The 26,460-nt window shown below is 53.4% G+C and carries 22 protein-coding genes, 4 tRNA genes and 1 riboswitch; of the genes, 8 read left to right on the top strand and 18 right to left on the bottom strand.

Annotated elements, in window-relative coordinates:
• Positions 1-38: 38 nt before the first annotated feature.
• The 4 genes from nfi to nudC all read right to left on the bottom strand — a co-directional run bounded on the left by nfi (position 39) and on the right by nudC (position 3,642).
• Positions 39-707, bottom strand: a complete 669-nt coding sequence (gene nfi, locus EBC_RS02855) for a deoxyribonuclease V (protein WP_013200310.1) — start codon at positions 705-707, stop codon at positions 39-41.
• 2 nt (positions 708-709) lie between these two features.
• The gene (hemE, locus tag EBC_RS02850; protein WP_013200309.1) at positions 710-1,777 is read right to left on the bottom strand and encodes a uroporphyrinogen decarboxylase; all 1,068 of its coding nucleotides are present in this window, start codon (positions 1,775-1,777) and stop codon (positions 710-712) included.
• Positions 1,778-1,960: 183 nt separating this feature from the next.
• Positions 1,961-2,503, bottom strand: coding sequence for a bactofilin family protein (locus tag EBC_RS24670; protein WP_013200308.1), 543 nt, complete (start codon positions 2,501-2,503; stop codon positions 1,961-1,963).
• Positions 2,504-2,868: 365 nt separating this feature from the next.
• Positions 2,869-3,642, bottom strand: coding sequence for an NAD(+) diphosphatase (gene nudC / locus EBC_RS02840; RefSeq protein WP_013200307.1), 774 nt, complete (start codon positions 3,640-3,642; stop codon positions 2,869-2,871).
• Between the two features lie 84 nt (positions 3,643-3,726).
• On the opposite strand from nudC, the gene EBC_RS02835 reads away from it, so the two are divergent.
• From EBC_RS02835 to thiH, 7 genes are all read left to right on the top strand, one after another.
• Positions 3,727-4,233, top strand: a complete 507-nt coding sequence (locus EBC_RS02835) for an Rsd/AlgQ family anti-sigma factor (RefSeq protein ID WP_013200306.1) — start codon at positions 3,727-3,729, stop codon at positions 4,231-4,233.
• A 118-nt stretch (positions 4,234-4,351) separates the two neighbouring features.
• Positions 4,352-4,452: riboswitch (TPP riboswitch) on the top strand.
• Between the two features lie 88 nt (positions 4,453-4,540).
• On the top strand, positions 4,541-6,475 hold the full coding sequence (gene thiC, locus EBC_RS02830; protein WP_013200305.1) for a phosphomethylpyrimidine synthase ThiC: 1,935 nt from the start codon (positions 4,541-4,543) through the stop codon (positions 6,473-6,475).
• Complete coding sequence (thiE, locus tag EBC_RS02825) at positions 6,472-7,119, top strand: thiamine phosphate synthase (protein WP_013200304.1); 648 nt, start codon at positions 6,472-6,474, stop codon at positions 7,117-7,119. The genes thiC and thiE overlap by 4 nt, the downstream gene beginning before the upstream one ends.
• Positions 7,109-7,870 (top strand): HesA/MoeB/ThiF family protein, encoded by a 762-nt coding sequence (locus EBC_RS02820; RefSeq protein WP_013200303.1) that lies wholly within the window; start codon positions 7,109-7,111, stop codon positions 7,868-7,870. Before thiE ends, EBC_RS02820 begins: the two co-directional genes overlap by 11 nt.
• Complete coding sequence (gene thiS, locus EBC_RS02815) at positions 7,854-8,054, top strand: sulfur carrier protein ThiS (RefSeq protein ID WP_041691857.1); 201 nt, start codon at positions 7,854-7,856, stop codon at positions 8,052-8,054. The genes EBC_RS02820 and thiS overlap by 17 nt, the downstream gene beginning before the upstream one ends.
• A gap of 1 nt (position 8,055) precedes the next feature.
• Positions 8,056-8,832, top strand: coding sequence for a thiazole synthase (locus EBC_RS02810; RefSeq protein ID WP_013200302.1), 777 nt, complete (start codon positions 8,056-8,058; stop codon positions 8,830-8,832).
• Positions 8,829-9,956, top strand: a complete 1,128-nt coding sequence (gene thiH, locus EBC_RS02805; RefSeq protein WP_013200301.1) for a 2-iminoacetate synthase ThiH — start codon at positions 8,829-8,831, stop codon at positions 9,954-9,956. Before EBC_RS02810 ends, thiH begins: the two co-directional genes overlap by 4 nt.
• Before the next feature lie 136 nt (positions 9,957-10,092).
• Here the strand turns inward: thiH and EBC_RS02800 are convergent, their stop codons facing one another.
• On the bottom strand, positions 10,093-11,577 hold the full coding sequence (locus tag EBC_RS02800; protein WP_013200300.1) for an aminotransferase-like domain-containing protein: 1,485 nt from the start codon (positions 11,575-11,577) through the stop codon (positions 10,093-10,095).
• 171 nt (positions 11,578-11,748) lie between these two features.
• Here EBC_RS02800 and EBC_RS02795 point away from each other — a divergent pair, with 171 nt between their 5' ends.
• Positions 11,749-11,940 carry a DUF1127 domain-containing protein gene (locus tag EBC_RS02795; RefSeq protein ID WP_013200299.1) on the top strand — a complete coding sequence of 64 codons (192 nt, stop codon included), beginning with the start codon at positions 11,749-11,751 and terminating at the stop codon, positions 11,938-11,940.
• A gap of 135 nt (positions 11,941-12,075) precedes the next feature.
• Here the strand turns inward: EBC_RS02795 and rpoC are convergent, their stop codons facing one another.
• The 13 genes from rpoC to EBC_RS02730 all read right to left on the bottom strand — a co-directional run bounded on the left by rpoC (position 12,076) and on the right by EBC_RS02730 (position 26,306).
• Complete coding sequence (rpoC, locus tag EBC_RS02790) at positions 12,076-16,296, bottom strand: DNA-directed RNA polymerase subunit beta' (RefSeq protein ID WP_013200298.1); 4,221 nt, start codon at positions 16,294-16,296, stop codon at positions 12,076-12,078.
• 133 nt (positions 16,297-16,429) lie between these two features.
• A complete protein-coding gene (rpoB, locus tag EBC_RS02785) occupies positions 16,430-20,458 on the bottom strand; it encodes a DNA-directed RNA polymerase subunit beta (RefSeq protein ID WP_013200297.1) in 4,029 nt (1,342 codons plus the stop codon).
• 326 nt (positions 20,459-20,784) lie between these two features.
• Positions 20,785-21,150, bottom strand: a complete 366-nt coding sequence (gene rplL, locus EBC_RS02780) for a 50S ribosomal protein L7/L12 (RefSeq protein ID WP_013200296.1) — start codon at positions 21,148-21,150, stop codon at positions 20,785-20,787.
• A gap of 71 nt (positions 21,151-21,221) precedes the next feature.
• Complete coding sequence (rplJ, locus tag EBC_RS02775; protein WP_013200295.1) at positions 21,222-21,725, bottom strand: 50S ribosomal protein L10; 504 nt, start codon at positions 21,723-21,725, stop codon at positions 21,222-21,224.
• Between the two features lie 291 nt (positions 21,726-22,016).
• Positions 22,017-22,718 carry a 50S ribosomal protein L1 gene (gene rplA / locus EBC_RS02770; RefSeq protein WP_013200294.1) on the bottom strand — a complete coding sequence of 234 codons (702 nt, stop codon included), beginning with the start codon at positions 22,716-22,718 and terminating at the stop codon, positions 22,017-22,019.
• A gap of 3 nt (positions 22,719-22,721) precedes the next feature.
• Entirely contained in the window at positions 22,722-23,150 is a 429-nt protein-coding gene (gene rplK, locus EBC_RS02765) for a 50S ribosomal protein L11 (protein ID WP_013200293.1), read from the bottom strand.
• 201 nt (positions 23,151-23,351) lie between these two features.
• Positions 23,352-23,897, bottom strand: a complete 546-nt coding sequence (gene nusG / locus EBC_RS02760; protein ID WP_013200292.1) for a transcription termination/antitermination protein NusG — start codon at positions 23,895-23,897, stop codon at positions 23,352-23,354.
• Position 23,898: 1 nt separating this feature from the next.
• The gene (gene secE, locus EBC_RS02755) at positions 23,899-24,282 is read right to left on the bottom strand and encodes a preprotein translocase subunit SecE (RefSeq protein WP_013200291.1); all 384 of its coding nucleotides are present in this window, start codon (positions 24,280-24,282) and stop codon (positions 23,899-23,901) included.
• 228 nt (positions 24,283-24,510) lie between these two features.
• Entirely contained in the window at positions 24,511-25,695 is a 1,185-nt protein-coding gene (gene tuf / locus EBC_RS02750; protein WP_013200290.1) for an elongation factor Tu, read from the bottom strand.
• A 114-nt stretch (positions 25,696-25,809) separates the two neighbouring features.
• Positions 25,810-25,885: transfer RNA gene (locus EBC_RS02745), tRNA-Thr, on the bottom strand.
• A gap of 6 nt (positions 25,886-25,891) precedes the next feature.
• Positions 25,892-25,966: transfer RNA gene (locus EBC_RS02740), tRNA-Gly, on the bottom strand.
• Positions 25,967-26,125: 159 nt separating this feature from the next.
• A tRNA-Tyr gene (locus tag EBC_RS02735) sits at positions 26,126-26,210 on the bottom strand.
• A 20-nt stretch (positions 26,211-26,230) separates the two neighbouring features.
• Positions 26,231-26,306 (bottom strand) — tRNA-Thr (locus EBC_RS02730).
• Positions 26,307-26,460: the final 154 nt, after the last annotated feature.

Genomic DNA, 26,460 nt, shown 5'->3' with positions numbered 1-26,460 from the left:
GGCCTGCAGTGTAACCGAAAAGGTGACGGCTCACACCGTTAACCCCTCTGTTGCCAGCGCAGGAAAGCGGGCCGTTGGGAAGCGACGGCATCTGCCCAGCGCGTGGGTTCAGGCAGGCGATAACCTTTCAGGCAGCTCTCCACCAGGCTCAATGCGGTAGCCGGGCTCATGCGATGGCCAGGCGAGATAAAAAGCGGATTACAGCGGATTTTACTGCGCAGGACAAAACCGATCTGCTCGCCTTTGTCCATTAATGGCTGGCTGGCGCCCGGCTCATCGGCGAGCGGTTCGAAGGTGCCACACAGCCGACTTTTTGCTACGCCCAGCGTCGGCACATCCACCAGCAGGCCAAAGTGGCTGGCAACGCCCAGGCGACGCGGATGGGCAATGCCCTGCCCATCGACCATTAACAGGTCAGGGCGATGCTCCAGCTGCTGCCAGGCGGCCACCAACGCGGGATATTCACGGAAGGAGAGATAACCGGGGATATAGGGCATGGTGGTGGCGATGCGCGCAACACGATGCTCCACTAACTGGAGCGAAGGATATTCCAGAATAACCAGGGCGGCGCGGGTTATCTCACCGCCCTGCTCAAACCCGACATCGGCACCGCCAATGTAACGGGGCGGCATTACCTCAAAATCATCTTCACGTATCACCTCAGCGGCACGCGCAAGCTGTTCCTGTTTTAATGCCTGAATATCCATGCTTAGTCCTGATGGTATGGGCGAGACAACGTGTGGACTGCCTCGACAAACACGCCTGCGTGCTCTGGCGGCACATCCTGATGGATGCCGTGACCCAGATTGAACACGTGACCGCTGCCATTACCGTAGCCTGCAAGGATAGTTGCTACTTCCTGCTCGATACGGGCAGGCGCGGCATACAGCATGGAAGGATCCATATTGCCCTGCAGCGCGACCTTATCGCCTACACGGCGGCGTGCATCGCCAATATCGGTCGTCCAGTCCAGCCCCAGCGCATCACAGCCGGTCGCCGCCATGGCTTCCAGCCACTGTCCGCCACCCTTGGTGAACATAGTAACCGGTACGCGACGTCCGTCGTTTTCACGCTGCAGGCCATCAATGATTTTGTGCATGTAGTGAAGGGAGAACTCAAGGTAGTCACGACCCGTCAACACGCCGCCCCAGGTATCAAAGATCATCACCGACTGCGCACCGGCGCGGATTTGCGCATTGAGGTACAGGGTGACGCTGTCAGCCAGCTTATCCAGCATCAGATGCAGGGTGGCCGGCTCGGCATACATCATCTTTTTCAGTTTGGTGAAGGCCTTGCTGCTGCCGCCTTCCACCATATAGGTCGCCAACGTCCACGGGCTGCCGGTGAAACCAATCAGCGGAACCTCACCGTTCAGATTCTTACGGATGGTGCGCACGGCATTCATCACATAACCCAGTTCTTGTTCAGGATCGGGGATTGGCAGCTTTTCAACGTCTGCACGACAGGTGACCGGTGAAGAGAAACGCGGACCCTCACCCGTTTCAAAATAGAGGCCTAAGCCCATCGCATCTGGAATGGTCAGGATATCGGAGAACAGGATCGCCGCGTCCAGGTTATAGCGACGCAGCGGTTGCAGCGTCACTTCACACGCCAGTTCGGCATTTTTGCACAGCGACATAAAATCACCGGCTACCGCGCGAGTCGCTTTGTACTCAGGCAAATAACGCCCGGCCTGGCGCATCATCCACACTGGCGTTACATCTACCGGCTGGCGCAACAGGGCGCGCAAATAACGATCGTTCTTCAGTTCACTCATTTTTAAAAGCTCTCTAAGCACACATGCATGCGCGTAGTGTAACATTTATTGGAAATGGCGCTGCCACAGCGTCACAAAAATTGAGCGATCGCCGGGCGGCTGAGAGCGGAAGACAGAATGGGCTCACCCACCGGGCGGTGAACCTCGCGCCCGGTTGGGTGGCTTAATGCGCATATCAAACCCTTATTTAGCGGCTTTATCACCCCGCTCTTTATTGATATTTTTTCCCGGCGCTGGCGGCATTAACTCAGATATTTCTGGCTTTGTCCTCGCCGCGGTCGAGGCTTTATCTGGCAGCCTGTTTTCATCAAGCACATGAGAATTGCCAATAAATACGCCGCCTTTCTCAATAGAGAAATCCTCGGCATAAACATCCCCTTCAATTCGGCCACGGGAAAGAATCGTGACTGACTTCGCGTAACAGCATCCTTTTAGCGAACCATTTACGACAACTTTCAAAGAAGATACCTTGCCATTCACTTTCCCCTCTTGACCGATCTGTACCGTTTTCTTACTGACAATATCGCCAACGATCTGACCATTTATCGAAATATTAGCTTCATTAATTATTTCACCCGTTAATTTACTGCCTGATGAAATACGGGTTTCTTTCGCCGTCGCGCTCTCATCAGCCAGCTCCAGCGCGGCCTTCGGTGCCAGCAGCGAGGCGGTATCGACTGAGCCGTTCACTGGCGAGTCTGTTTCTTTCTTATTGAAGTTAAACATATTGGGATCCATCCTTTTAGCGAGAGTTAATAAAACGAATATTAAATAACAGCCGATCGTCACCCTCAGGCAACAATCAAAGAATTTATATTGCGGGAAGAGGTAACAACAAAGAGAAAAAATCCATAAGAGCCACAGGCCCCATAAGTAATGTTCTTTCCTGAACCTTTCCATGGCATCATTCCCTGATGTTATTAACATGACATTAATATTAATGCAGTCTGGCAGACAAAATCAGAACAATAAAATACGTGATGCTGCACGATTAAGCACAGTAGTTTATTTAAAAAAATGAAATACGATGATTAAACACCCGAGCGGGTTCAGCAAAAGCCGGCAAAGGGTGAATTTGCCGGCCTGGGTACTTACTCAGCCTCTTCGCGGCAAAGCACCACGGTATCCTCAATCAGGCGACGGGCGACCGTTCCTGGAGGAGGAAGCTGCGGTAAGGCATCAAAGCGATACCAACCCGCATCCAGTAGCTCTTTGGGATCGATAACAATCTCGCCGCTGTCGTAATCGGCCATAAAAGCCATCATCAACGACTGGGGGAACGGCCAGGGTTGAGAGGAGACGTAACGCAAGTTTTTCACCTTCAGCCCGCTCTCTTCCATCACTTCACGCGCGACGGTTTGTTCCAGCGTTTCGCCGACTTCAACAAAACCGGCCAGCACCGTATAGATGCCGTTACGGTGTTTGGTATGCTGGGCCAGCAGGATCTCTTCCCCACGGCGGATCGCCACAATGATGCAGGGCGCGATTTGCGGGTAATAGCGCTGTCGACAATGGCGGCAGAGGCAGGCAAGTTCGGTTTTGCTGTGGTGCATTTCATGGCCGCAGTAGCCGCACCACTTATGCGAGCGATAGAACTCCGCCAGCTGGATCCCTTTACCCGCCAGCTGGAACAGGCCCACGTCCAGATCGAGGATCTGACGCAAGGATCCCATGCCCTCTTGACGGTTCTCACAGATCAGCCAGACGGGATCGCCCTGCCACTCGCCGATTTGTGATCCGTTCGATCCTGTCAGGCTTAATTCTTGCGCGCTACCGAACGGTAATTGACCTTTCGGTAACCAAAGTTTATGTTCATGACTGACAACCCACCAGCCAACGTCTACGCTTGAAATCTCACGTTGCATAAAATTGCTCATCCTCAGCTTTACAGACTTTCTGAATTACTGGATTGGGGCGAAATAGTAATAATTACACTCATGGAGTCACTCATGCTTAACCAGTTAGAAGTTCTGACCGCGCGCGTCGGCGGATGTAGCGACCTGGTAGACTTTTGTCTACGCTCCCGCAGGCAGTTGTTGATTGCCTATTATCGTCTGGTTGGCATCAAGCCTAACAAGGAATCGCTCACTACGCTCGATGAAAACGCGCTGGACAGCTTCTGTCAGGGATTGGTGGATTACCTTTCCACCGGGCATTTCACCGTTTATCAACGCTTTATTCAGGAGATGGAAGGCAGCGAACAGTTGGCTAAAGCCGCGCTGATCTACCCTTCCCTGCAGGCAAACACCGAGATGATCATGCAGGTGTATGATACCCATCTCGAGAAGGCCATCGATCACGATAACTGTCTCGAATTCCAGAATGCTTTGTCCACAGTGGGCGAAGCGCTGGAAGCGCGTTTCACGCTTGAAGACCGCTTTATTCAGCTGGCGCTGGAAAAAACGGCGGATAAGCCTGAGGCAGCTAATGAGAGTGCGCTTGCCCGTCCGGCGTAAACGTTATCAGATTGTAAACCCCTTGTAGTTTCAAAAAAGCCCCTTTATGCTGAAAGGGCACTATGTGGCGAGGCCAGTCCTGCCACGATTGTTTTGCTGGTGCTGTCTGCCAGCAAAATTCTTCTTGTCGGAGTGCCCTTAGGGGCTGAGACCGTTAATTCGGGATCCGCGGAACCTGATCAGGTTAGTACCTGCGAAGGGAACAAGAGTAAATCTTCAGTGACGGTGTGGATCCGACCATTTTCACACCCTGCGCTTACTCCTCCGAACTCCAGGCAAGCAAATTCCCTTTTTTCAGGAACGAGCTATGTCTACCCGTGATAAAAGACCGACCCGCCGCGAACAGCGCGCAGAAGCCCAGCAGTTTATCGACTCCCTTCAGGGCACCGCTTTCCCCAATTCTAAACGCATCTGGCTGAACGGTTCGCGCGAGGATATTCGCGTGCCGATGCGTGAAATCCAGCTCAGTCCGACGATGGTCGGTGGCAGCAAAGACAATCCGCAGTTTGAAGATAACGAACCGGTACCGGTGTATGACACGGCCGGACCTTATGGCGATCCGGACGCAAAAATTGATGTGCATCGCGGACTTGCCAGGCTACGCAATGACTGGATTGAACAGCGTGGTGATACTCAGCACATTGAGCAGCTCAGTTCGGTGTACACCCAACAGCGCCTGGCGGATGAAGGCCTCGATCATTTGCGTTTTGACCATCTTCCCCGCCCACGCAAGGCACTGGCTGGCCGCTGCGTGACGCAAATGCATTACGCGCGGCTGGGCGTGATTACGCCAGAGATGGAATTTATCGCCCTGCGTGAAGATATGGGCCGCGAACGTATTCGGGGTGACGTGCTGTTGCAACAGCATCCCGGCAACAGCTTTGGTGCCAGCCTGCCGGAAAATATCACGGCAGAGTTCGTCCGGCAGGAAGTGGCGGCCGGCCGCGCCATCATCCCTGCAAATATTAACCATCCTGAATCCGAACCGATGATTATCGGCCGCAATTTCCTGGTGAAGATTAACGCCAATATCGGTAACTCCGCGGTCAGCTCGTCGATTGAAGAGGAAGTGGAGAAGCTGGTGTGGTCCGCCCGCTGGGGCGCCGATACGGTGATGGACCTTTCTACCGGGCGCAATATTCATGAGACGCGCGAATGGATCCTGCGTAACAGTCCCGTTCCGATTGGTACGGTTCCCATTTATCAGGCGCTGGAAAAAGTGAACGGTTTGGCAGAGGATCTCAACTGGGAAGTGTTCCGCGATACCTTGCTGGAACAGGCTGAACAGGGCGTCGATTACTTCACCATCCATGCCGGTGTGTTGCTGCGCTATGTGCCGATGACCGCAAAACGCCTGACGGGGATCGTCTCCCGGGGGGGATCGATCATGGCCAAGTGGTGCCTGTCTCACCACAAAGAGAGCTTCCTCTACGAACACTTCCGCGAGATCTGCGAGCTGTGCGCCGCCTACGACGTTTCGCTGTCGCTGGGCGACGGACTTCGTCCAGGATCGATTCAGGATGCCAACGATGAAGCGCAGTTTGCCGAGCTGCATACGCTGGGCGAGCTGACCAAAATTGCCTGGGAGTATGACGTGCAGGTGATGATCGAAGGACCAGGACATGTGCCGATGCAGATGATCCGCCGCAATATGACCGAGCAACTCAATCACTGCCACGAAGCGCCGTTCTATACGCTCGGCCCGCTAACCACCGATATCGCGCCTGGCTACGACCATTTCACCTCCGGTATTGGCGCGGCGATGATTGGCTGGTTTGGCTGCGCAATGCTCTGTTACGTCACGCCGAAAGAGCATCTGGGCTTGCCCAACAAGGAAGATGTTAAGCAGGGTCTGATTACCTACAAGATTGCCGCGCATGCCGCCGACCTGGCAAAAGGGCATCCCGGCGCGCAGATCCGCGATAACGCCATGTCCAAAGCCCGCTTCGAATTCCGCTGGGAAGATCAGTTTAATCTGGCACTCGATCCTCATACCGCGCGCGCCTATCACGATGAAACGCTGCCGCAGGAATCGGGCAAGGTCGCCCACTTCTGTTCAATGTGCGGCCCGAAATTCTGTTCGATGAAAATTACTCAGGAAGTGCGGGACTATGCCGCCAGACAGGAGGCGGAAGCCAAACCGATTGAGGTTGGTATGGCCGAAATGTCAGAGGCTTTCCGTACCCGCGGCGGGGAACTTTATCACCCCGCCGATGCGCTGTCGCAGGAGGAAAAAGCATGAGCCGCTCAGCCTTCCCGCCAACGTCGGCCCAGCTTGGACTCTATCCGGTCGTGGAAACGGTGGCATGGATCGCGCGCCTGCTTGAAGCGGGCGTGCGTACGATTCAGTTACGAATCAAGGATCTGCCTGAAGCGGCGGTCGAAAACGATATCGCGGCGGCTATCGAACTGGGCAAGCGTTATCAGGCACGCCTGTTTATCAATGACTACTGGCAGCTGGCGATTAAATATCAGGCCTATGGCGTGCATCTGGGCCAGGAAGATTTGGATGTCGCCGATCTGGATGCGATCCATCGCGCCGGATTACGGCTGGGGCTTTCAACCCATGACGATGCCGAGCTCGATCGGGCTCTGGCTGAGAAGCCGTCCTATATCGCCCTCGGGCACGTCTTTCCGACCCAGACCAAAAATATGCCCTCTTCGCCGCAGGGATTGCAGGAGTTGCAGCGCCATATTTCCCGCCTGAAAGGGATTTCCACGGTGGCGATTGGCGGCATCAGTCTGGAACGGGCACCGCAGGTCTTGGCAACCGGCGTGGGAAGCATTGCGGTGGTCAGCGCCATCACGCTGGCGCCTGACTGGCAGGCAGCTACCGCGCAGCTGCTCGATCTGGCTGGAAACGGGGACGAAGCCCATGTTCAGTGACAACGACTTTTTACGCTACAGCCGTCAGCTCCTGCTGGAGGAGTTTGGCCTCGATGGCCAGCAGAAATTGCAGGCAGGCAGCGTACTGATTATCGGCCTCGGCGGATTGGGTTCACCTGCGGCGCTGTACCTCGCTGCCGCAGGCGTTGGCAAGCTGGTGCTGGCCGATGACGATAGCGTGCATATCAGTAATCTTCAGCGCCAGGTGCTGTTTCGCACGAATGAAACCGGTCAGTCCAAAGTCGCCGTGGCGAAGAAGCACCTACAGTCGCTAAACCCGCAGGTGGAGTTTATTGCTCTGGCGCAGCGGATGATGGCTGAATCACTCAGGGAAGTCGTGCAGCAGGTCGACCTGGTGCTGGATTGCAGCGACAACATGGAAACCCGCCATGCGGTCAATGCCGCCTGCGTGGAACAGGGTAAGCGGTTAGTCAGTGCCAGCGCCGTTGGCTTTGGTGGCCAGCTGCTGGTGCTTACGCCTCCTTTTGAACACGGTTGCTATCGCTGCTTATGGCCAGACGAAGACGAACCCCAGCGAAATTGCCGTACCGCAGGCGTGCTGGGTCCTGTGGTGGGCGTAATGGGTACCTTACAGGCGCTGGAAGCCTTAAAGATGCTGGCAGGCCAGCCGTCCTGTCTTGACGGCAAACTTCGGCTGTTTGACGGCAGACAACAAACCTGGCGAACGCTGTCGCTGCAACGCAGTGTGGATTGTCCGGTATGCGGGGTCAGTGATGAAAATCGTGGTTAACGATGAAAGCCTGACGCTTGCCGGCTCGCTGACGCTGGCCGGGCTGCTGGAGCAGCTTTCCCGCCACCAGCCAGGCACCGCGCTGGCCGTTAACCAGCAGATTATTCCCCGCGATCGCTGGTCCTCTTACTTATTACAGGAAGGCGATGATCTGGTGATTTTCCAGGCCATTGCCGGAGGCTGACATGCTGCAAATTGCTGATAAAACCTTTTCGTCTCGTTTATTTACCGGTACGGGCAAATTCTCCAGTCCACAAATGATGCTTGCGGCGTTGCGCGAGTCCGGCAGCCAGCTGGTCACCATGGCGATGAAGCGGATTGATTTACGCGGTGGCGATGACGGGATCCTGCGGCCTCTTCAGGAACTGGGCGTGCAGCTGCTGCCAAACACGTCCGGCGCTAAAACCGCAGAGGAAGCCATTTTTGCTGCCCGTCTGGCACGCGAAGCCCTGGGCACCCATTGGCTAAAGCTGGAAATCCACCCGGACGTTCGCTATCTGCTGCCCGATGCCATCGAAACGCTGAAAGCAGCGGAGATCCTGGTGCGGGAAGGCTTTACCGTATTGCCGTACTGCCACGCCGATCCGGTGCTGTGCAAGCGGTTAGAAGAAGTGGGCTGTGCGGCCGTGATGCCGTTGGGTGCGCCGATCGGCAGTAATCAAGGGCTGAAAACACGCGATCTGCTGGCGATCATAATCGAGCAGTCTAATGTGCCGGTGGTGATAGATGCCGGCATTGGCGCGCCCAGCCACGCCAGTGAAGCGCTGGAAATGGGTGCTGACGCGGTGCTGGTGAATACCGCAATGGCCTCCGCGCAAGACCCGGTGCAAATGGCGAGGGCGTTCAGACTTGCTGTTGAAGCTGGCGCACTGGCTTACCGCAGCGGGTTGGGCAGTCGCCACCATCAGGCCGTGGCCACCAGCCCGCTGACCCACTTTTTGCAGGCAGGAGAGCCGCAATGAAAAGCTTCGTCTCACAGTGGGAAACGCTCGATTGGGATGATATTCGCCTGAGGATCCACAGCAAAACGGCCGCGGATGTTGAGCGAGCGCTGAATGCGGTCAACGTCGGGCGGGAAGAGCTGATGGCCCTGCTCTCGCCCGCTGCTCAGGCCTATCTGGAGCCGCTGGCGCAAAAGGCCCAGCGCTTAACCCGGCAACGCTTCGGCCATGCGGTTAATCTCTTTGTGCCGCTGTATCTGTCCAATCTCTGTGCCAACGACTGCACCTATTGCGGCTTCTCGATGAGTAACCGCATCAGGCGTAAGACGTTAGATGCTGATGAGATTGCCCGGGAATGTCAGGCTATCCGCAAGATGGGGTTTGATAACCTGTTGCTGGTCACCGGCGAGCATCAGGCAAAAGTCGGCATGGCTTACTTCCGTGAACATGTTCCCGCCATTCGTCAGCACTTCAGTTCCTTAATGATGGAAGTGCAGCCAATGAGTGAAGCGGAGTATGCCGAACTGAAAACATTAGGGCTGGATGGCGTACTGGTCTATCAGGAAACCTATCATCCTTCGGTCTACAGCCAGCATCACCTTAAAGGCAACAAGCAGGATTTCTTCTTCCGGCTGGAAACGCCAGACCGGTTGGGCCGTGCCGGCGTGGATAAGATTGGCCTGGGCGCTTTGATCGGCCTGTCAGACAGTTGGCGCACCGACTGCTATATGATGGCTGAACACCTGTTATGGCTGCAGAAAACCTACTGGCAAAGCCGATATTCGGTGGCCTTTCCCCGACTCCGGCCTTGCGCGGGCGGCATTCAGCCGGCGTCGATCATGGATGAAGCGCAGCTGGTTCAGGTTATTTGCGCTTTCCGGCTGTTTGCACCGGAAGTTGAGCAGTCGCTCTCAACCCGGGAATCACCCCAGTTCCGCGATAAGGTGGTGCCGCTGGCGATTAATACTGTCAGCGCCTTTTCGAAAACGCAGCCCGGCGGCTATGCCGACGGGCAGACGGAGCTGGAACAGTTCTCCCCACATGATAACCGTCACCCGCAGCAGGTCGCGAAAGCGTTGATTCAGTCAGGAATGCAGCCGGTCTGGAAGGACTGGGATGGCTATCTGGGAAGAGCCGCGAAGTAAAATGCCAGCGGATGTAACGGACCTCAAAAACGCTGGAATCCGCTTCGCATCGCGTCACGTCCTCACTGGCACAGTTCAGTGAGGACGGTAAACTCCCTCTCGTTGACTCCAACAGGGGAGTTAACCAGGGTCAGTATCAACCCCTCTCGCTGACCCTGCCTTCTTCCTCATCGGTGGAGGTGACCGGATGGTGCACCTTGATACCACAGCGCTCCATTGCCCGCTCCACCGCAGCACCAAGGATTTCCAGCGCTATGCCGGTTCTGTCGGTAAACGGTTGGGCATAGCTTAGGCGCAGACAGTTGCGGTATTTTCCAGAGGCGGAGAACAGCGATCCCACCGCGATTTGCAGTTTGGCCTCGCGCAACTCCTTGTTAAGCCTGACGGAGTCGAATGCTTCCGGCAATTCTATCCACATCAAAAAACCGCCCTGCGGCCGGGTGACGCAAATGCCGCAAGGGAAGTAATGGCGAACCCAGTGGGTAAATATTTCCAGATTACGCTGGTACTGCTGACGCATCCGTCGCAGATGCGCCGGATAGTAGCCCTGGCGAACAAATTCCGCCGCGGCCATCTGGGTTTGCGTGGCTGTTGAACCGGTCACGATGTATTTCATATGCAGTACACGATCGAGATATCGTCCCGGCACAACCCAGCCCACCCGCAGACCAGGGGCGACGGTTTTGGAGAAGGAACTGCACAGCAAAACCCGGCCTTCATCATCGAACGACTTGATGGTTGGCGGGCGGGGATATTCATACGCCAGTTCGCCGTAGACGTCATCTTCGACAATGGCCACGTCAAAACGCTGCGCCAGAGCCAGCAAGGCACGCTTACGTGGTTCGGGCATGATAAAGCCCAGCGGGTTATTGCAGTTGGGTACCACCACCACCGCTTTAATCGGCCACTGCTCAAACGCCAGCTCAAGGGCTTCAAGGCTGATCCCGGTTTCTGAATCGGTGGGGATCTCAATGGCTTTAATGCCAAAGCCCCGCAGGGACTGCATGGTGCCGTGGAAGGTCGGGGATTCTACCGCCACAATATCGCCCGGCTGGCAGACAGCGCGAATCGATACCGACAAGGCTTCGTGACAACCGGTGGTGACCACAATCTCATCCGCCGTCAGATGACAACCGCCATCAATGGCCAGACGGGCAATCTGTTCACGTAATTCCGGCAGCCCATAAATATTGTCGTAGTTCAGCATCCGCACATCCTGCTGATGGCCGATCCGACTCATGATCTTCCACAGCGGCTTGAGCGTTGGCTGGTTCAGGTCAGGCATGCCGCTGCCTAACTGCAACACATCTTTTTCCTGACGGGCGTTTAACAAATCCAGCACCGCATCCCACTGCGTAATTTCTACCGGACGCTGAGCCGGACGGGTTAGCGGAGGAACGGGCGGTTCGGCTTTGCGCGGAGTGACAAAATAGCCTGAGCGAGGCTGCGGCGTGATCAACTGCCTCTCTTCCAGCAAATGATACGCCTGCTGAACGGTACTGATGCTTACGCCATGTTCAGTACTGAGGATCCTGACCGAGGGCAGGCGCTCACCACTGCGGTAAAGCCCTTGTTCAATCCGCCCTGCCAGCAAATCTGCCAGATGTTGATAACGCGTCATCGTATCTTCTCCACACGGTATACAAGCCAGAAACCAGTACAGATCGCTCTGCATCTGACCATTCAGACTCACTATCTGCCAATCTGTATGTTAAATAAAGGTGTTTTTTGCATCTGTATTGAAATTCCGCTTCCGCGCAAAATAGCCCCATACCCCGTTGAGGAGAGCATCATGGAATTCAATGAAAATCGGGCTGCAAAGCCTTTCGCAGATTCACCGTTTCATCTGATCTACAAATTGCCTTACCGTCTGTGGAAAGCCTGGCGGAGCCGGGTAGAGACCCGCAAAATTCTCTCACGGCTTAGCGCAAGCCAGCTGAAAGATATTGGCATGACCTGTGAGGATGTTCGTCGCTATAAATGATGTGGTGTTGGGCTGACACGGCCCGTATTTAGGGTGGCTGGAGAAATCCGGCCACCCATTTTTTTGTCCGTAAATCGCAGGCATAAAAAAACCGCTCCGGAGAGCGGTTTTTAGTGGCTTGAGGGTCAGAGACGATTAATCGTCTTTGCCGCCCATGCTCGCGTTCAGCAACTCTGCCAGGCTGGCAGAAGCTTCGTCCGCAGTCACCTGAGGAACAACCGGCGTTTCGCCAGCTGCTTTACGGCGCATACGATCCTGATGATAAGCGTAACCGGTACCGGCTGGGATCAGACGGCCCACGATGACGTTCTCTTTCAGGCCGCGCAGTTCGTCGCGTTTGCCCGCAACGGCTGCTTCGGTCAGTACGCGCGTCGTTTCCTGGAACGAGGCCGCAGAGATGAAGGACTCGGTCGCCAGAGACGCTTTGGTGATACCCAGCAGATCGCGTGCGAAGGTCGCTGCGATTTTGCCGTTGGCTTCGAGCTCACGGTTAGCAATTTTAACGCGTGAGAACTCAACCTGCTCACCGTCCAGGAAGTCTGCACTTCCTGCACTTGCGATGGTTGCTTTACGCAACATCTGACGCACGATGACTTCGATGTGCTTATCGTTAATCTTAACGCCTTGCAGACGGTAAACTTCCTGCACTTCGTTAGTGATGTAACGGGTCACCGCATGCACGCCACGCAGACGCAGAATGTCATGTGGAGACTCAGGGCCATCGGAAACAACATCACCACGTTCAACACGTTCACCTTCGAACACGTTCAGCTGACGCCATTTCGGGATCATCTCTTCGTAATGATCGCTGCCATCAATCGGGGTGATAACCAGACGACGTTTCCCTTTGGTTTCTTTACCGAAGGAAATGATGCCGCTGATTTCAGCCAGGATTGCCGGCTCTTTCGGACGACGGGCTTCGAACAGGTCAGCAACGCGTGGCAGACCACCGGTGATGTCCTTGGTACCGCCAGATTCCTGCGGTACACGTGCCAGGGTGTCACCAGAACTGATCTTGATACCATCTTCCAGCTGCACAATTGCTTTACCCGGCAGGAAGTACTGAGCAGGCATATCGGAGCCTGGGATCATCACATCGTTGCCGTTCGCATCAACAATTTTCAGCGCTGGACGCAGATCTTTACCACCGGCAGTACGTTCAGCACTGTCCAGGATCACCAGAGAAGAAAGACCGGTAAGGTCATCTGTCTGACGGGTAATGGTCTGGCCGTCGATCATGTCAGTGAAGCGAATGAAACCGCTCACTTCGGTGATCACTGGCATGGTGTGCGGATCCCAGTTTGCTACGGTCTCGCCCGCTGCAACCTGCTCGCCGTCGCCTTTCGCCATGGTTGAACCGTAAGGAACTTTATAGCTCTCTTTGGTACGACCAAATTCGTCGATCATTTTCAGTTCAACGTTACGCGAGGTGATCACCAGCTTGCCAGCGGAGTTGGTTACCGACTTGGCATTGATCAGTTTCAGCGTACCTTTGTTCTTCACCTGGATGCTGGATTCAGCAGCCGCACGAGATGCCGCACCACCGATGTGGAACGTACGCATCGTCAGCTGGGTACCCGGCTCACCGATGGACTGTGCTGCGATAACGCCGATGGCCTCACCTTTGTTGATGATGTGACCACGTGCCAGATCGCGTCCATAACAGTGTGCACACACACCGAAGTCAGTTTCGCAACCTACTACCGAACGGACTTTCAGGCTGTCAACAGAGTGCTCTTCCAACAGGTCACACTGCTGTTCGTGCAGCAGGGTGTTGCGTGGCAGCAGAATGTCAGCAGTACCCGGCTTGATCACATCTTCAGCCGTCACACGACCCAGAACACGCTCACGCAGTGGCTCTTTAACATCACCACCCTCGATAACCGGGGTCATCATGATGCCTTCGTGGGTACCACAATCGTCTTCAGTGACAACCAGATCCTGTGCCACGTCAACCAGACGACGGGTCAGGTAACCGGAGTTAGCTGTTTTCAGTGCGGTATCCGCAAGACCTTTACGTGCACCGTGCGTGGAGATGAAGTACTGGAGTACGTTCAGACCTTCACGGAAGTTCGCGGTAATTGGCGTCTCGATGATTGAGCCATCTGGCTTAGCCATCAGACCACGCATACCGGCCAGCTGACGAATCTGTGCTGCAGAACCACGCGCACCGGAGTCAGCCATCATAAAGATGCTGTTGAAGGAAACCTGACGCTCTTCTTCACCGTCACGGTTGATAACCACTTCGGTAGACAGGTTTTCCATCATCGCTTTAGCAACGCGTTCGTTGGCCGCAGCCCAGATATCGATCACTTTGTTATAGCGTTCGCCAGCGGTAACCAGACCAGACTGGAACTGCTGCTGGATCTCAGCCACTTCTGCTTCCGCTTCGGTGATGATTTCCACTTTCTTCTCTGGGATGACCATGTCGTCGATACCTACTGACGCACCTGAGCGCGCTGCATAGGCAAAACCGGTGTACATGGTCTGGTCCGCAAAGATAACGGTCGGCTTCAAGCCCAGGATGCGGTAACAGGTGTTCAGCATCTTGGAGATCGCTTTTTTGCCCAGCGCCTGGTTGACGATAGAGTACGGCAAACCTTTAGGCACGATCATCCAGAGAATGGCGCGACCAATGGTGGTATCAATGATGCTGGTTTTAGCAACCCACTCATCCTGCTCGTTCTTTTCGTGCTCGGTGATACGGACTTTCACACGAGCGTGCAGAGAGGCCAGACCGGCGCGGTAAACACGCTCAGCTTCTTTCGGGCCAGTCAGCACCATGCCTTCGCCTTTGGCGTTAACACAGTCGCGGGTCATGTAGTACAGACCCAATACAACGTCCTGAGAAGGAACGATGATTGGCTCACCGTTCGCTGGAGACAGGATGTTGTTGGTAGACATCATCAACGCACGCGCTTCCAGCTGGGCTTCCAGCGTCAGCGGTACGTGAACAGCCATCTGGTCACCATCGAAGTCGGCGTTATAAGCCGCACAAACCAACGGGTGCAGCTGGATAGCTTTACCTTCGATCAGTACTGGCTCAAATGCCTGGATGCCCAGACGGTGCAGAGTTGGTGCACGGTTCAGCAGGACCGGGTGTTCGCGGATCACTTCGTCGAGGATATCCCAAACGATAGCTTCTTCACGCTCAACCATTTTCTTGGCAGCTTTAATGGTGGTAGCAAGACCACGCAGTTCCAGCTTGCCGTAGATAAACGGTTTGAACAGCTCCAGTGCCATTTTCTTCGGCAGACCACACTGGTGCAGACGCAGGTATGGACCGACGGTGATAACCGAACGACCAGAGTAGTCGACACGTTTACCCAGCAAGTTCTGACGGAAACGACCCTGCTTACCTTTGATCATATCGGCCAAAGATTTCAGAGGACGCTTGTTAGAACCGGTGATCGCACGACCGCGACGGCCGTTATCCAACAGCGCATCGACCGCTTCCTGCAACATACGTTTTTCGTTACGTACGATGATATCTGGCGCAGCCAGATCCAGCAGGCGTTTCAGACGGTTGTTACGGTTGATCACGCGACGATACAGATCGTTCAGATCCGACGTAGCGAAACGACCGCCGTCCAGCGGTACCAGCGGACGCAGATCCGGTGGCAGTACAGGCAGCACGGTCAGGATCATCCACTCTGGCTTGTTACCAGACTGAACGAACGCTTCCAGCAGCTTGATACGCTTGGTCAGTTTTTTGCGTTTGGTTTCGGAGTTGGTTTCGGTCAGCTCTTCACGCAGCGTCTCGCATTCCTGCTCCAGATCCATGTTTTTCAACAGGGCCTGAATAGCTTCCGCACCCATCTTCGCGTCGAATTCGTCACCGAACTCTTCCAGCGCATCCAGATACTGCTCTTCAGTCAGGATCTGACGACGCTCGAGGTTGGTCATGCCGCCTTCAACCACAACGTATGATTCGAAGTACAGCACGCGCTCGATGTCACGCAGTGGCATATCCAGCAGCAAACCGATGCGCGAAGGCAGCGATTTCAGGAACCAGATGTGCGCAGTAGGTGATGCCAACTCAATGTGGCCCATGCGCTCACGGCGAACCTTGGTCTGTGTAACTTCAACGCCACACTTCTCACAGATCACACCACGGTGTTTCAGGCGCTTGTACTTACCGCACAGGCACTCATAGTCTTTTACCGGCCCGAAAATACGCGCACAGAAAAGCCCGTCACGTTCTGGTTTGAACGTACGGTAGTTGATGGTTTCTGGCTTTTTAACTTCACCAAAAGACCATGAACGGATCATGTCTGGCGAGGCCAGAGCAATTTTGATCGCACTAAACTCTTCGGTCTTAGTTTGCGCTTTCAGAAACTTTAGTAAGTCTTTCACGGATTAGCTCCCGTCGGAGTGAGACTTCTCAGCACGTCCAGGCGGACGTGCTGTAACCAGTACAAATTCGAGTGCTTTTCCCGTTCTCTCTCAGGCTGCATCCACATGGGCTACAGCCTGATAGTCACAGGGATTACTCGTCTTCCAGCTCGATGTTAATACCCAGCGAGCGGATCTCTTTCAACAGTACGTTGAAGGATTCCGGCATGCCCGGTTCCATCTGATGGTTACCGTCCACGATGTTTTTATACATCTTGGTACGGCCATTAACGTCATCAGACTTCACGGTCAGCATTTCCTGCAGGGTATAAGCGGCACCGTATGCTTCCAGTGCCCACACTTCCATCTCACCGAATCGCTGTCCACCGAACTGCGCCTTACCACCCAGCGGCTGCTGAGTAACGAGGCTGTAAGAGCCGGTAGAACGTGCATGCATCTTGTCATCCACTAAGTGGTTGAGTTTCAGCATGTACATGTAGCCAACGGTAACCTGACGCTCGAACTGCTCGCCAGTACGACCATCAAACAGCGTGATCTGACCAGAAGAAGGCAGGCCGCCGAGCTGTAACAGCTCTTTGATTTCGCTTTCTTTCGCGCCGTCAAACACTGGTGTTGCGATTGGCATCCCCTTCTTCAGGTTTTCTGCCAGACGCAGCACTTCGTCGTCGGTGAAGGTGTTCAGATCGACTTTCTGACGTAAATCGGAGCCCAGATCGTACGCACGCTGAATAAACTCACGCAGCTTAGACACTTCTTCCTGCTTCTTAAGCATGGCGTTGATCTTCTCGCCAATACCTTTCGCAGCCATACCCAGGTGGGTTTCAAGAATCTGTCCAATGTTCATACGTGATGGTACGCCCAGCGGGTTCAGTACGATGTCGACCGGCGTACCGTTCTCATCGTATGGCATATCTTCGATCGGGTTGATCTTGGAGATAACACCTTTGTTCCCGTGACGACCAGCCATCTTGTCACCAGGCTGGATCTGACGTTTAACGGCCAGATACACTTTAACGATTTTCAGCACGCCAGGTGCCAGGTCATCGCCCTGAGTGATTTTGCGGCGCTTCGCTTCGAGTTTCTTCTCAAACTCGTGCTTCAGCTCGTCGTACTGCTCTGCCAGCTGTTCCAGCTGGTTTTGCTTGTCTTCGTCGGTCAGGCCGAGTTCCAACCAGCGCTCGCGAGGCAGCTTTTCCAGTTTTTCCGCTTCAACGCCACCGGCAACCAGCAGGTAGCTAATACGGCTAAACAGGCCAGCTTCGAGGATCTGCAATTCTTCAGACAGGTCTTTCTTCGCCTGCTTCAGCTGCATCTCTTCGATTTCCAGCGCGCGCTTGTCTTTTTCCACGCCATCGCGGGTGAAGACCTGCACATCAATAATGGTGCCTGATACGCCGTTTGGTACGCGCAGAGAAGAGTCTTTAACGTCAGACGCTTTCTCACCGAAGATTGCACGTAACAGCTTCTCTTCTGGCGTCAGCTGGGTTTCACCTTTCGGCGTTACCTTACCAACCAGAATGTCGCCGCCGGTCACTTCAGCACCGATATAAACGATACCGGATTCATCCAGCTTGGAGAGCGCAGCTTCACCCACGTTAGGGATGTCAGCGGTGATCTCTTCCGGCCCCAACTTGGTGTCACGAGACACACATGCCAGTTCCTGAATGTGGATGGTGGTGAAGCGATCTTCCTGTACCACACGCTCGGAGACTAAGATGGAGTCTTCGAAGTTGTAGCCGTTCCAAGGCATGAACGCGACGCGCATGTTCTGACCCAGTGCCAGTTCGCCGAGATCCGTTGAAGGACCATCAGCCAGCACATCACCACGTTCAATTGGCTCACCCAGGTTCACGCAAGGCATCTGGTTGATGCAGGTGTTCTGGTTAGAACGGGTGTATTTGGTCAGGTTGTAAATGTCGATACCGGCTTCGCCTGGGTACATTTCGTCTTCGTTAACTTTGATAACGATACGGGATGCATCCACGTACTGAACAGTACCACCACGTTTTGCTACGGCTGTAACACCGGAGTCAACCGCTACCGCGCGTTCCATACCGGTACCAACCAGCGGCTTATCAGCACGCAGAGTTGGAACCGCCTGACGTTGCATGTTTGCACCCATCAATGCGCGGTTGGCGTCATCGTGCTCCAGGAACGGGATCAGTGACGCACCAACAGAAACGATCTGCTGGGTGGATACGTCCATGTAGTCAACCTGATCGCGGCTGAACAAGCTCGATTCGCCTTTACTACGGCAAGTAACCAGATCGTCTACGAAGTGACCTTCGTCGTCGAGGTTGGTGTTAGCCTGAGCGATAACGTAGTTACCCTCTTCAATTGCAGAGAGGTAATGAATTTCGTCGGTCACCACGCCTTCGCGAACGCGACGGTATGGGGTTTCCAGGAAACCGTACTCATTGGTCTGTGCGTACACGGACAAGGAGTTGATCAGACCGATGTTTGGACCTTCAGGCGTTTCGATTGGGCACACGCGACCGTAGTGCGTCGGGTGAACGTCTCGAACTTCAAAGCCTGCACGCTCACGCGTCAGACCGCCCGGGCCAAGTGCAGAGATACGACGTTTGTGCGTAATCTCAGACAGTGGGTTGTTCTGGTCCATAAACTGGGACAGCTGGCTGGAACCAAAGAACTCTTTCACTGCTGCAGAAATTGGCTTGGCGTTGATCATGTCCTGAGGCATCAGGGTATCCAGATCGCCTAAAGACAGACGCTCTTTCACCGCACGCTCAACACGGACCAGACCGACACGGAACTGGTTTTCTGCCATTTCGCCAACGGAACGAATACGACGGTTGCCGAGGTGGTCGATATCATCCACTTCGCCAATACCGTTACGGATCCCGATCAGTTTACGCATCACCTGGATGATGTCGTCTTTGCTCAGAATACCGGAACCTTCGATCTCGTCACGCAGCAGAGAACGGTTGAACTTCATACGACCAACCGCAGACAGATCGTAGCGGTCTTCAGAGAAGAACAGGTTCTCGAACAGGTTTTCAGCCGCTTCGCGCGTTGGTGGTTCACCAGGGCGCATCATGCGGTAGATCTCAACCAGTGCGCTCAAGCGATCGCTGGTTGGGTCGACGCGGACGGTTTCGGAAATGTACGCACCGTGATCCAGGTCGTTGGTGAACAGCGTTTCGATGCGCTTGTGACCAGACTGGCTCAGCTTAGCCAGCAGATCCAGCGACAGCTCCATGTTGGCAGCAACGATCAGCTCACCGGTGCTCTCGTCAACATAGTCTTTAGCAACGACTTTGCCGGCGATGTATTCAACAGGAACTTCGATGTGCTCAATGCCATCTTTTTCCAGCTGACGGATATGACGTGCAGTAATACGACGGCCTTTCTCAACGTAGATAGTACCGTTGGATTCGATATCGAATGAGGCAGTGTCTCCACGCAGGCGCTCAGGAACAAGTTCCATCTGCAGCTTGTTGTCGCGGATTTCATACACGATTTTGTCAAAGAACAGGTCAAGGATCTGCTCAGTGGTGTAATTCAGTGCACGCAGAATGATGGTCGCAGGCAATTTACGGCGACGGTCAATTCGAACGAACAGGTTGTCTTTCGGGTCGAACTCAAAGTCCAACCATGAACCACGGTAAGGAATGATACGTGCGTTATAAAGCACTTTACCCGATGAGTGGGTTTTACCCTTATCGCTGTCGAAGAAGACACCAGGACTACGATGCAGCTGAGAAACGATAACCCTTTCTGTACCGTTGATGACAAAGGTACCGTTATCGGTCATGAGTGGAATTTCACCCATGTAAACTTCTTGTTCTTTGATGTCCTTAACGGTGCCTTCCGGCGCTTCGCGCTCGTAGATCACCAGGCGCAGTTTTACGCGCAGGGGTGCAGAGTACGTGACGCCACGAATCTGACACTCTTTCACATCAAAAACAGGTTCGCCTAAACGGTAGCTGACGTACTGCAGTTCAGAATTACCGCTATAGCTTTGGATTGGGAATACGGAACGGAAAGCCGCTTCCAAACCATGTTGACCTTCCGGGTCTTGCTCGATGAACTTCTGGAACGAGTCAAGCTGGATAGAAAGGAGATAAGGAATGTCGAGCACCTGGGGGCGCTTTCCAAAATCCTTACGAATACGTTTTTTCTCGGTATAGGAGTAAACCATAGGGTTCCTCAGCTCGCTGAAAGGTAGAACCTCGCTGTCCGTCCAGAGGGGACAGTTCATGCAACACTATTTTGTGACGCGGAAAGAAGACTCCCCTTCCGTAATACCTCTTTCTATCACTCTTAAATCATTTCGTTGCCGTAGCAAAGCAGAGAAGCGCCGCAGGAGGGCAATATATTAAGTCGTCGATAGAGAAAGATATTAAGCAATTCAATGACTAAACAGTGTGAAACGTCATTGACGCTGTAGAGCGCAAAAAGGCTGGTGACTAAAAAGTCACCAGCCGTCAGCCTAAATCAGATTAGGCTGCAACCTGAAAGGTTGGCTTACTTAACTTCAACTTCTGCGCCAGCTTCTTCCAGTGCTTTCTTCAGAGACTCAGCGTCGTCTTTGCTGATGCCTTCTTTCAGGGCAGCAGGTGCAGACTCAACCAGGTCTTTAGCTTCTTTCAAGCCCAGACCAGTTGCGCCACGTACTGCTTTGATCACGGCAACTTTGTTAGCGCCGATAGCTTTCAGTACAACGTCGAACTCGGTTTTTTCTTCTACAGCTTCAGCAGCAGCGGCTGGGCCAGCAACTGCAGCAGCAGCTGAAACGCCGAATTTTTCTTCCATAGCGGAGATCAGTTCAACGATTTCCATTACAGACAGGGCTGCAACGCCTTCAATGATTTGTTCTTTAGTGATTGACATGTCAAATGTTCCTGAAATTCAGTTTAGGTGTAAATACGTTAGCAAGAGTACGGAAAATGAAAGGCCTGAGCTTATGCAGCTTCAGCTTCTTTCTGATCACGTACTGCAGCCAGAGTGCGAACCAGTTTGCCGGCAGCGGCTTCTTTCATGGTTGCCATCAGGCGTGCGACTGCTTCATCGTAAGTAGGCAGAGTTGCCAGGCGGTCGATCTGAGCCGCACTGATTAACTCGCCTTCAAAGGCCGCAGCTTTAACCTCAAATTTTGCATTCGCTTTAGCGAAATCTTTGAACAGACGAGCAGCAGCGCCCGGGTGTTCCATAGAATATGCAATCAAGGTTGGACCGACGAACGTGTCTTTCAGGCACTCAAACTGAGTACCTTCAACGACGCGGCGCAGCAAGGTGTTACGAACAACACGCATGTAAACGCCAGCTTCACGACCTGCTTTACGCAGTTCAGTCATTTTGCCTACTGGTACGCCACGAGAATCCGCAACTACCGCAGACAGCGCGCCTTTGGCTACTTCGCTGACTTCAGCAACAATCGCTTGTTTGTCTTGAAGATTTAAGGCCATTAGCTTTTGCTCCTGGATTTTGCCGGAGATGAATTTCTCCGGAACTCACTTCACCTGACCGCGTTTCCGAAGTCAGGCGCTTAACACGGTGAGCAGAATCCAGCAAAGACTATAAAAATATTCTTCAGGTTCTGTCACCGTCTACGCAGGAGATTAAGCCTCTTTCGAGACACCTGCGGTCTTGGACGGAGGCCTGGATAAGGCCAGGCTCCAACCGAAAATTCTGGTTCCGCAATTAACGGAACAACGGGCGTAAGATTCTAATAGAAACTTTCGCCCGCGTAAAGCAGATTAAACTGCAGCGTTCAGGCCAGCCTGATCGATTGCAACGCCTGCACCCATAGTGGTGGACAGGCTAACTTTCTTGATGAAAACGCCTTTCGCCTGTGAAGGTTTTGCTTTTTTCAGCGCAACCAGCAGGGATTCCAGGTTTTCTCTCAGTTTATCTGCATCGAAATCAACCTTACCGATAGTGGTATGGATGATGCCGTTTTTGTCGTTACGGTAACGAACCTGACCGGCTTTAGCGTTCTTAACCGCTTCAGCAACGTTAGGGGTTACGGTACCCACTTTCGGGTTAGGCATCAGACCGCGTGGGCCCAGTACCTGGCCCAGCTGGCCAACAACGCGCATTGCATCAGGAGATGCGATAACAACGTCGAAGTTCATTTCGCCTTTTTTGATCTGGTCAGCCAGATCTTCCATACCTACCAGCTCAGCGCCTGCAGCTTTAGCAGCTTCAGCGTTTGCGCCCTGGGCAAATACGGCAACGCGAACAGAACGGCCAGTACCGTGTGGCAGTACAGTTGCACCGCGAACGTTCTGGTCAGATTTACGGGCATCAATGCCCAGGTTTACCGCTACGTCAACGCTTTCAACGAACTTGGCAGTAGCCAGTTCTTTCAGCAGAGCAACAGCTTCGTTGATGTCATACTGTTTAGTTACATCAACTTTGTCGCGGATCACGCTCATACGCTTGGTCAGCTTAGCCATTTCTTAGTCCTCTACAACCAGGCCCATGGAACGAGCAGTACCTTCAATTGAGCGAGCCATCGCTTCAATATCAGCACCAGTCATGTCCGCAGCTTTAGTTTCTGCGATTTCACGTACCTGAGCACGCGTTACTTTACCGACTTTGTCTTTGTTCGGCTTACCGGAACCAGACTTAATACCAGCCGCTTTCTTCAGCAGGATAGGTGCTGGAGGCGTTTTGGTAACGAAGGTGAAAGAACGGTCAGAGTAAACGGTAATCACAACTGGAGTAGGCAGGCCTTTTTCCAGGGATTCTGTTTTGGCGTTAAACGCTTTACAGAATTCCATGATGTTAACACCTTGCTGACCCAGTGCCGGACCGACCGGAGGACTTGGGTTTGCCATACCAGCTGCAACCTGCAGCTTGACGTAGGCTTGTACTTTCTTAGCCATGATAATTCCTCAATTGGGTTCAGACGCTCCGTGAAGAGCTCCCCGTGATTAATATTCCACACGCTGCGAACAGCGCATAAAAACAAAAGGCGCGAAATTGTATGGCAATTTCGCGCCTCTCGCAACCAATTTTCACTCAAAGAGATCATTTTATATGCAGGGAGTGGTTACCCCACAGTCTGTCTCCGCGCAGAGTGATTATCAGCCTTTTTCAACCTGACCAAAGTCCAGCTCAACCGGCGTAGCACGCCCAAAGATTGAAACCGACACTTTCAGGCGGCTTTTCTCATAATCCACTTCTTCAACCACACCGTTGAAGTCTGCGAACGGACCGTCACTAACACGGACCATTTCACCAGGTTCAAACATGGTTTTCGGACGTGGCTTATCACCAACCTGCTGCAGGCGGTTCATGATCGCATCGACTTCTTTATCGCTAATAGGTGCCGGACGATCGGAGGTACCACCAATGAATCCCATGACGCGAGGCACGCTACGCACTAAGTGCCAGCTTGCATCATTCATGAGCATTTGGACCAGGACATAACCCGGGAAGAACTTACGCTCGCTTTTACGACGCTGACCACCACGGATCTCAACCACTTCTTCAGTTGGAACCATGACATCGCCAAAAAGCTCTTCCATGTTATGTAACTTGATATGCTCGCGCAGCGATTGGGCTACGCGGCCTTCAAAACCGGAAAACGCCTGAACGACGTACCAGCGCATTTTTGGAGCTTCAGACATCTCAGAACCTCAGGCCAGTGATAAACGATACCAGACGGACCAGAATACCATCCAGTCCCCACAAAATCAGTGACATCACGGCAGTAACCGCGGCAACGATTAACGTGGTATGCAACGTTTCCTGGCGAGTCGGCCAAATGACCTTGCGAACTTCGGTGCGGGCTTCACGGGCAAACGCCAGTGTAGACTTACCTTTCGTGGTCAGCAGCGCAATGCCACCGGCTACAGCGATAAGGACAACGACGGCCAGCGCACGCAACGGCAGCGAGACTTCACGGTAAAAGTAGTTACCTACGATGGCCAGAATCAGTAGTAACACTACGACTAGCCACTTTACCGCTTCCAGGCCACGCCCGCTCCCTTGAGCTTCGGTATTAGCACTCATAAACCAACCTGCCACAATAAACAGAAACTATTTTGCCCCGTAATACGAGGCAACCAAACCGAATGAGGCTTTCAGGCGAAACTCGGCATATAACGCCGTGCTACAGAGCCTGCCTCAGCAATGATTATGGTTGAAAATCACTGATGAGCCAGGTTCTATGTTACAGCGTGCAAAAAGGGCATCAAATGATGCCCTTTTCATGTGCGTTGCGTCAAATATTATCCGCGATTATGCGATAACTTTAGCAACAACACCCGCACCAACAGTACGGCCACCTTCACGGATTGCGAAACGCAGACCGTCATCCATCGCGATTGGGTGGATCAGGGTAACCACCATCTGGATGTTGTCACCAGGCATGACCATCTCAACGCCTTCTGGCAGTTCGATGGTACCGGTCACGTCAGTTGTACGGAAGTAGAACTGTGGACGGTAGCCTTTGAAGAACGGAGTATGACGGCCGCCTTCGTCTTTGGACAGAATGTAAACTTCTGACTCAAATTTGGTGTGTGGCTTGATAGAGCCTGGCTTAGCCAGAACCTGACCACGCTGAATGTCTTCACGCTTGATACCACGCAGCAGAACACCACAGTTCTCGCCTGCACGACCTTCGTCCAGCAGCTTACGGAACATTTCAACGCCGGTACAAGTTGATTTAGCCGTATCTTTGATGCCGACGATTTCAACTTCTTCACCAACTTTAATGATACCGCGCTCTACACGACCGGTAACAACAGTACCACGGCCGGAGATGGAGAATACGTCTTCGATTGGCAGCAGGAATGGCTTGTCAATTGCACGCTCTGGTTCTGGGATGTAGTTATCCAGGTGGCCAGCCAGCTCGATGATTTTCTCTTCCCACTCAGCTTCGCCCTGCAGTGCTTTCAGTGCAGAACCGCGAACGATTGGCAGGTCATCACCAGGGAAGTCGTAGGCAGAAAGAAGTTCACGAACTTCCATCTCAACCAGTTCCAGCAGCTCTTCATCATCAACCATGTCGCATTTGTTCATGAATACGATGATGAAAGGAACGCCAACCTGGCGACCCAGCAGGATGTGCTCACGGGTCTGAGGCATAGGGCCGTCAGTTGCAGCAACAACCAGAATTGCACCGTCCATCTGCGCAGCACCGGTGATCATGTTTTTCACATAGTCGGCGTGGCCTGGGCAGTCAACGTGCGCATAGTGGCGTGATGGGGTGTCATATTCAACGTGGGAAGTGTTGATGGTGATACCACGCGCTTTTTCTTCTGGTGCGTTATCGATCTGGTCGAATGCACGAGCAGAACCACCGTAGGTCTTAGCCAGAACGGTAGTGATAGCAGCAGTCAGGGTAGTTTTACCGTGGTCAACGTGGCCGATTGTACCAACGTTGACGTGCGGTTTGGAACGTTCAAATTTTTCTTTAGACATAACTTGTCCCTCTAAGACACGGATAAATCGGTGATATCACCACATCAACCAGGCAAAGCCTGAACAGTTGAATTTTAACGTACAGAGAAAGAATCAGGGAGGGAGAATTAGAAGTGGTGCTGATACCCAGAGTCGAACTGGGGACCTCACCCTTACCAAGGGTGCGCTCTACCAACTGAGCCATATCAGCACGGCTTGGAGCGGGCAGCGGGAATCGAACCCGCATCATCAGCTTGGAAGGCTGAGGTAATAGCCATTATACGATGCCCGCATCCTGGAACTCGGCTACCTGTTCTGTCTGTAGCTTTTGAACAACAAGAAGATGCCCCCTTGCTATTCGAGTCAACCCGCATACGCTTGATGACCCTGACTGCGCTGGTGCTCAGTCTAAAATCTTCATTCATTTCAACCTTAACGTTCCGGGTCGAAATGGTGGTGGGGGAAGGATTCGAACCTTCGAAGTCGATGACGGCAGATTTACAGTCTGCTCCCTTTGGCCGCTCGGGAACCCCACCAGGGGTATTTCGTTACTTGATGGTGCCGGCTACCGGAATCGAACTGGTGACCTACTGATTACAAGTCAGTTGCTCTACCAACTGAGCTAAGCCGGCATCAAGTGGTGCGCATTCTAGGAAGACCTGGCCTCTGATGCAACAAAAAAATTGCGATAAATGTTCTTATGCTTACTATTTGTGCAATTCTTCGCAAATTATCGCATTGGGGCAGAAAAACAGTTCAAAGAAGCGCCATTTTAGCGATTTTTTC

The organism is Erwinia billingiae Eb661 (assembly GCF_000196615.1).
Taxonomy (GTDB): domain Bacteria; phylum Pseudomonadota; class Gammaproteobacteria; order Enterobacterales; family Enterobacteriaceae; genus Erwinia; species Erwinia billingiae.
The sequence above is the reverse complement of the archived record's forward strand: the minus strand, read 5'-3'. Positions and strand labels throughout refer to the sequence as shown.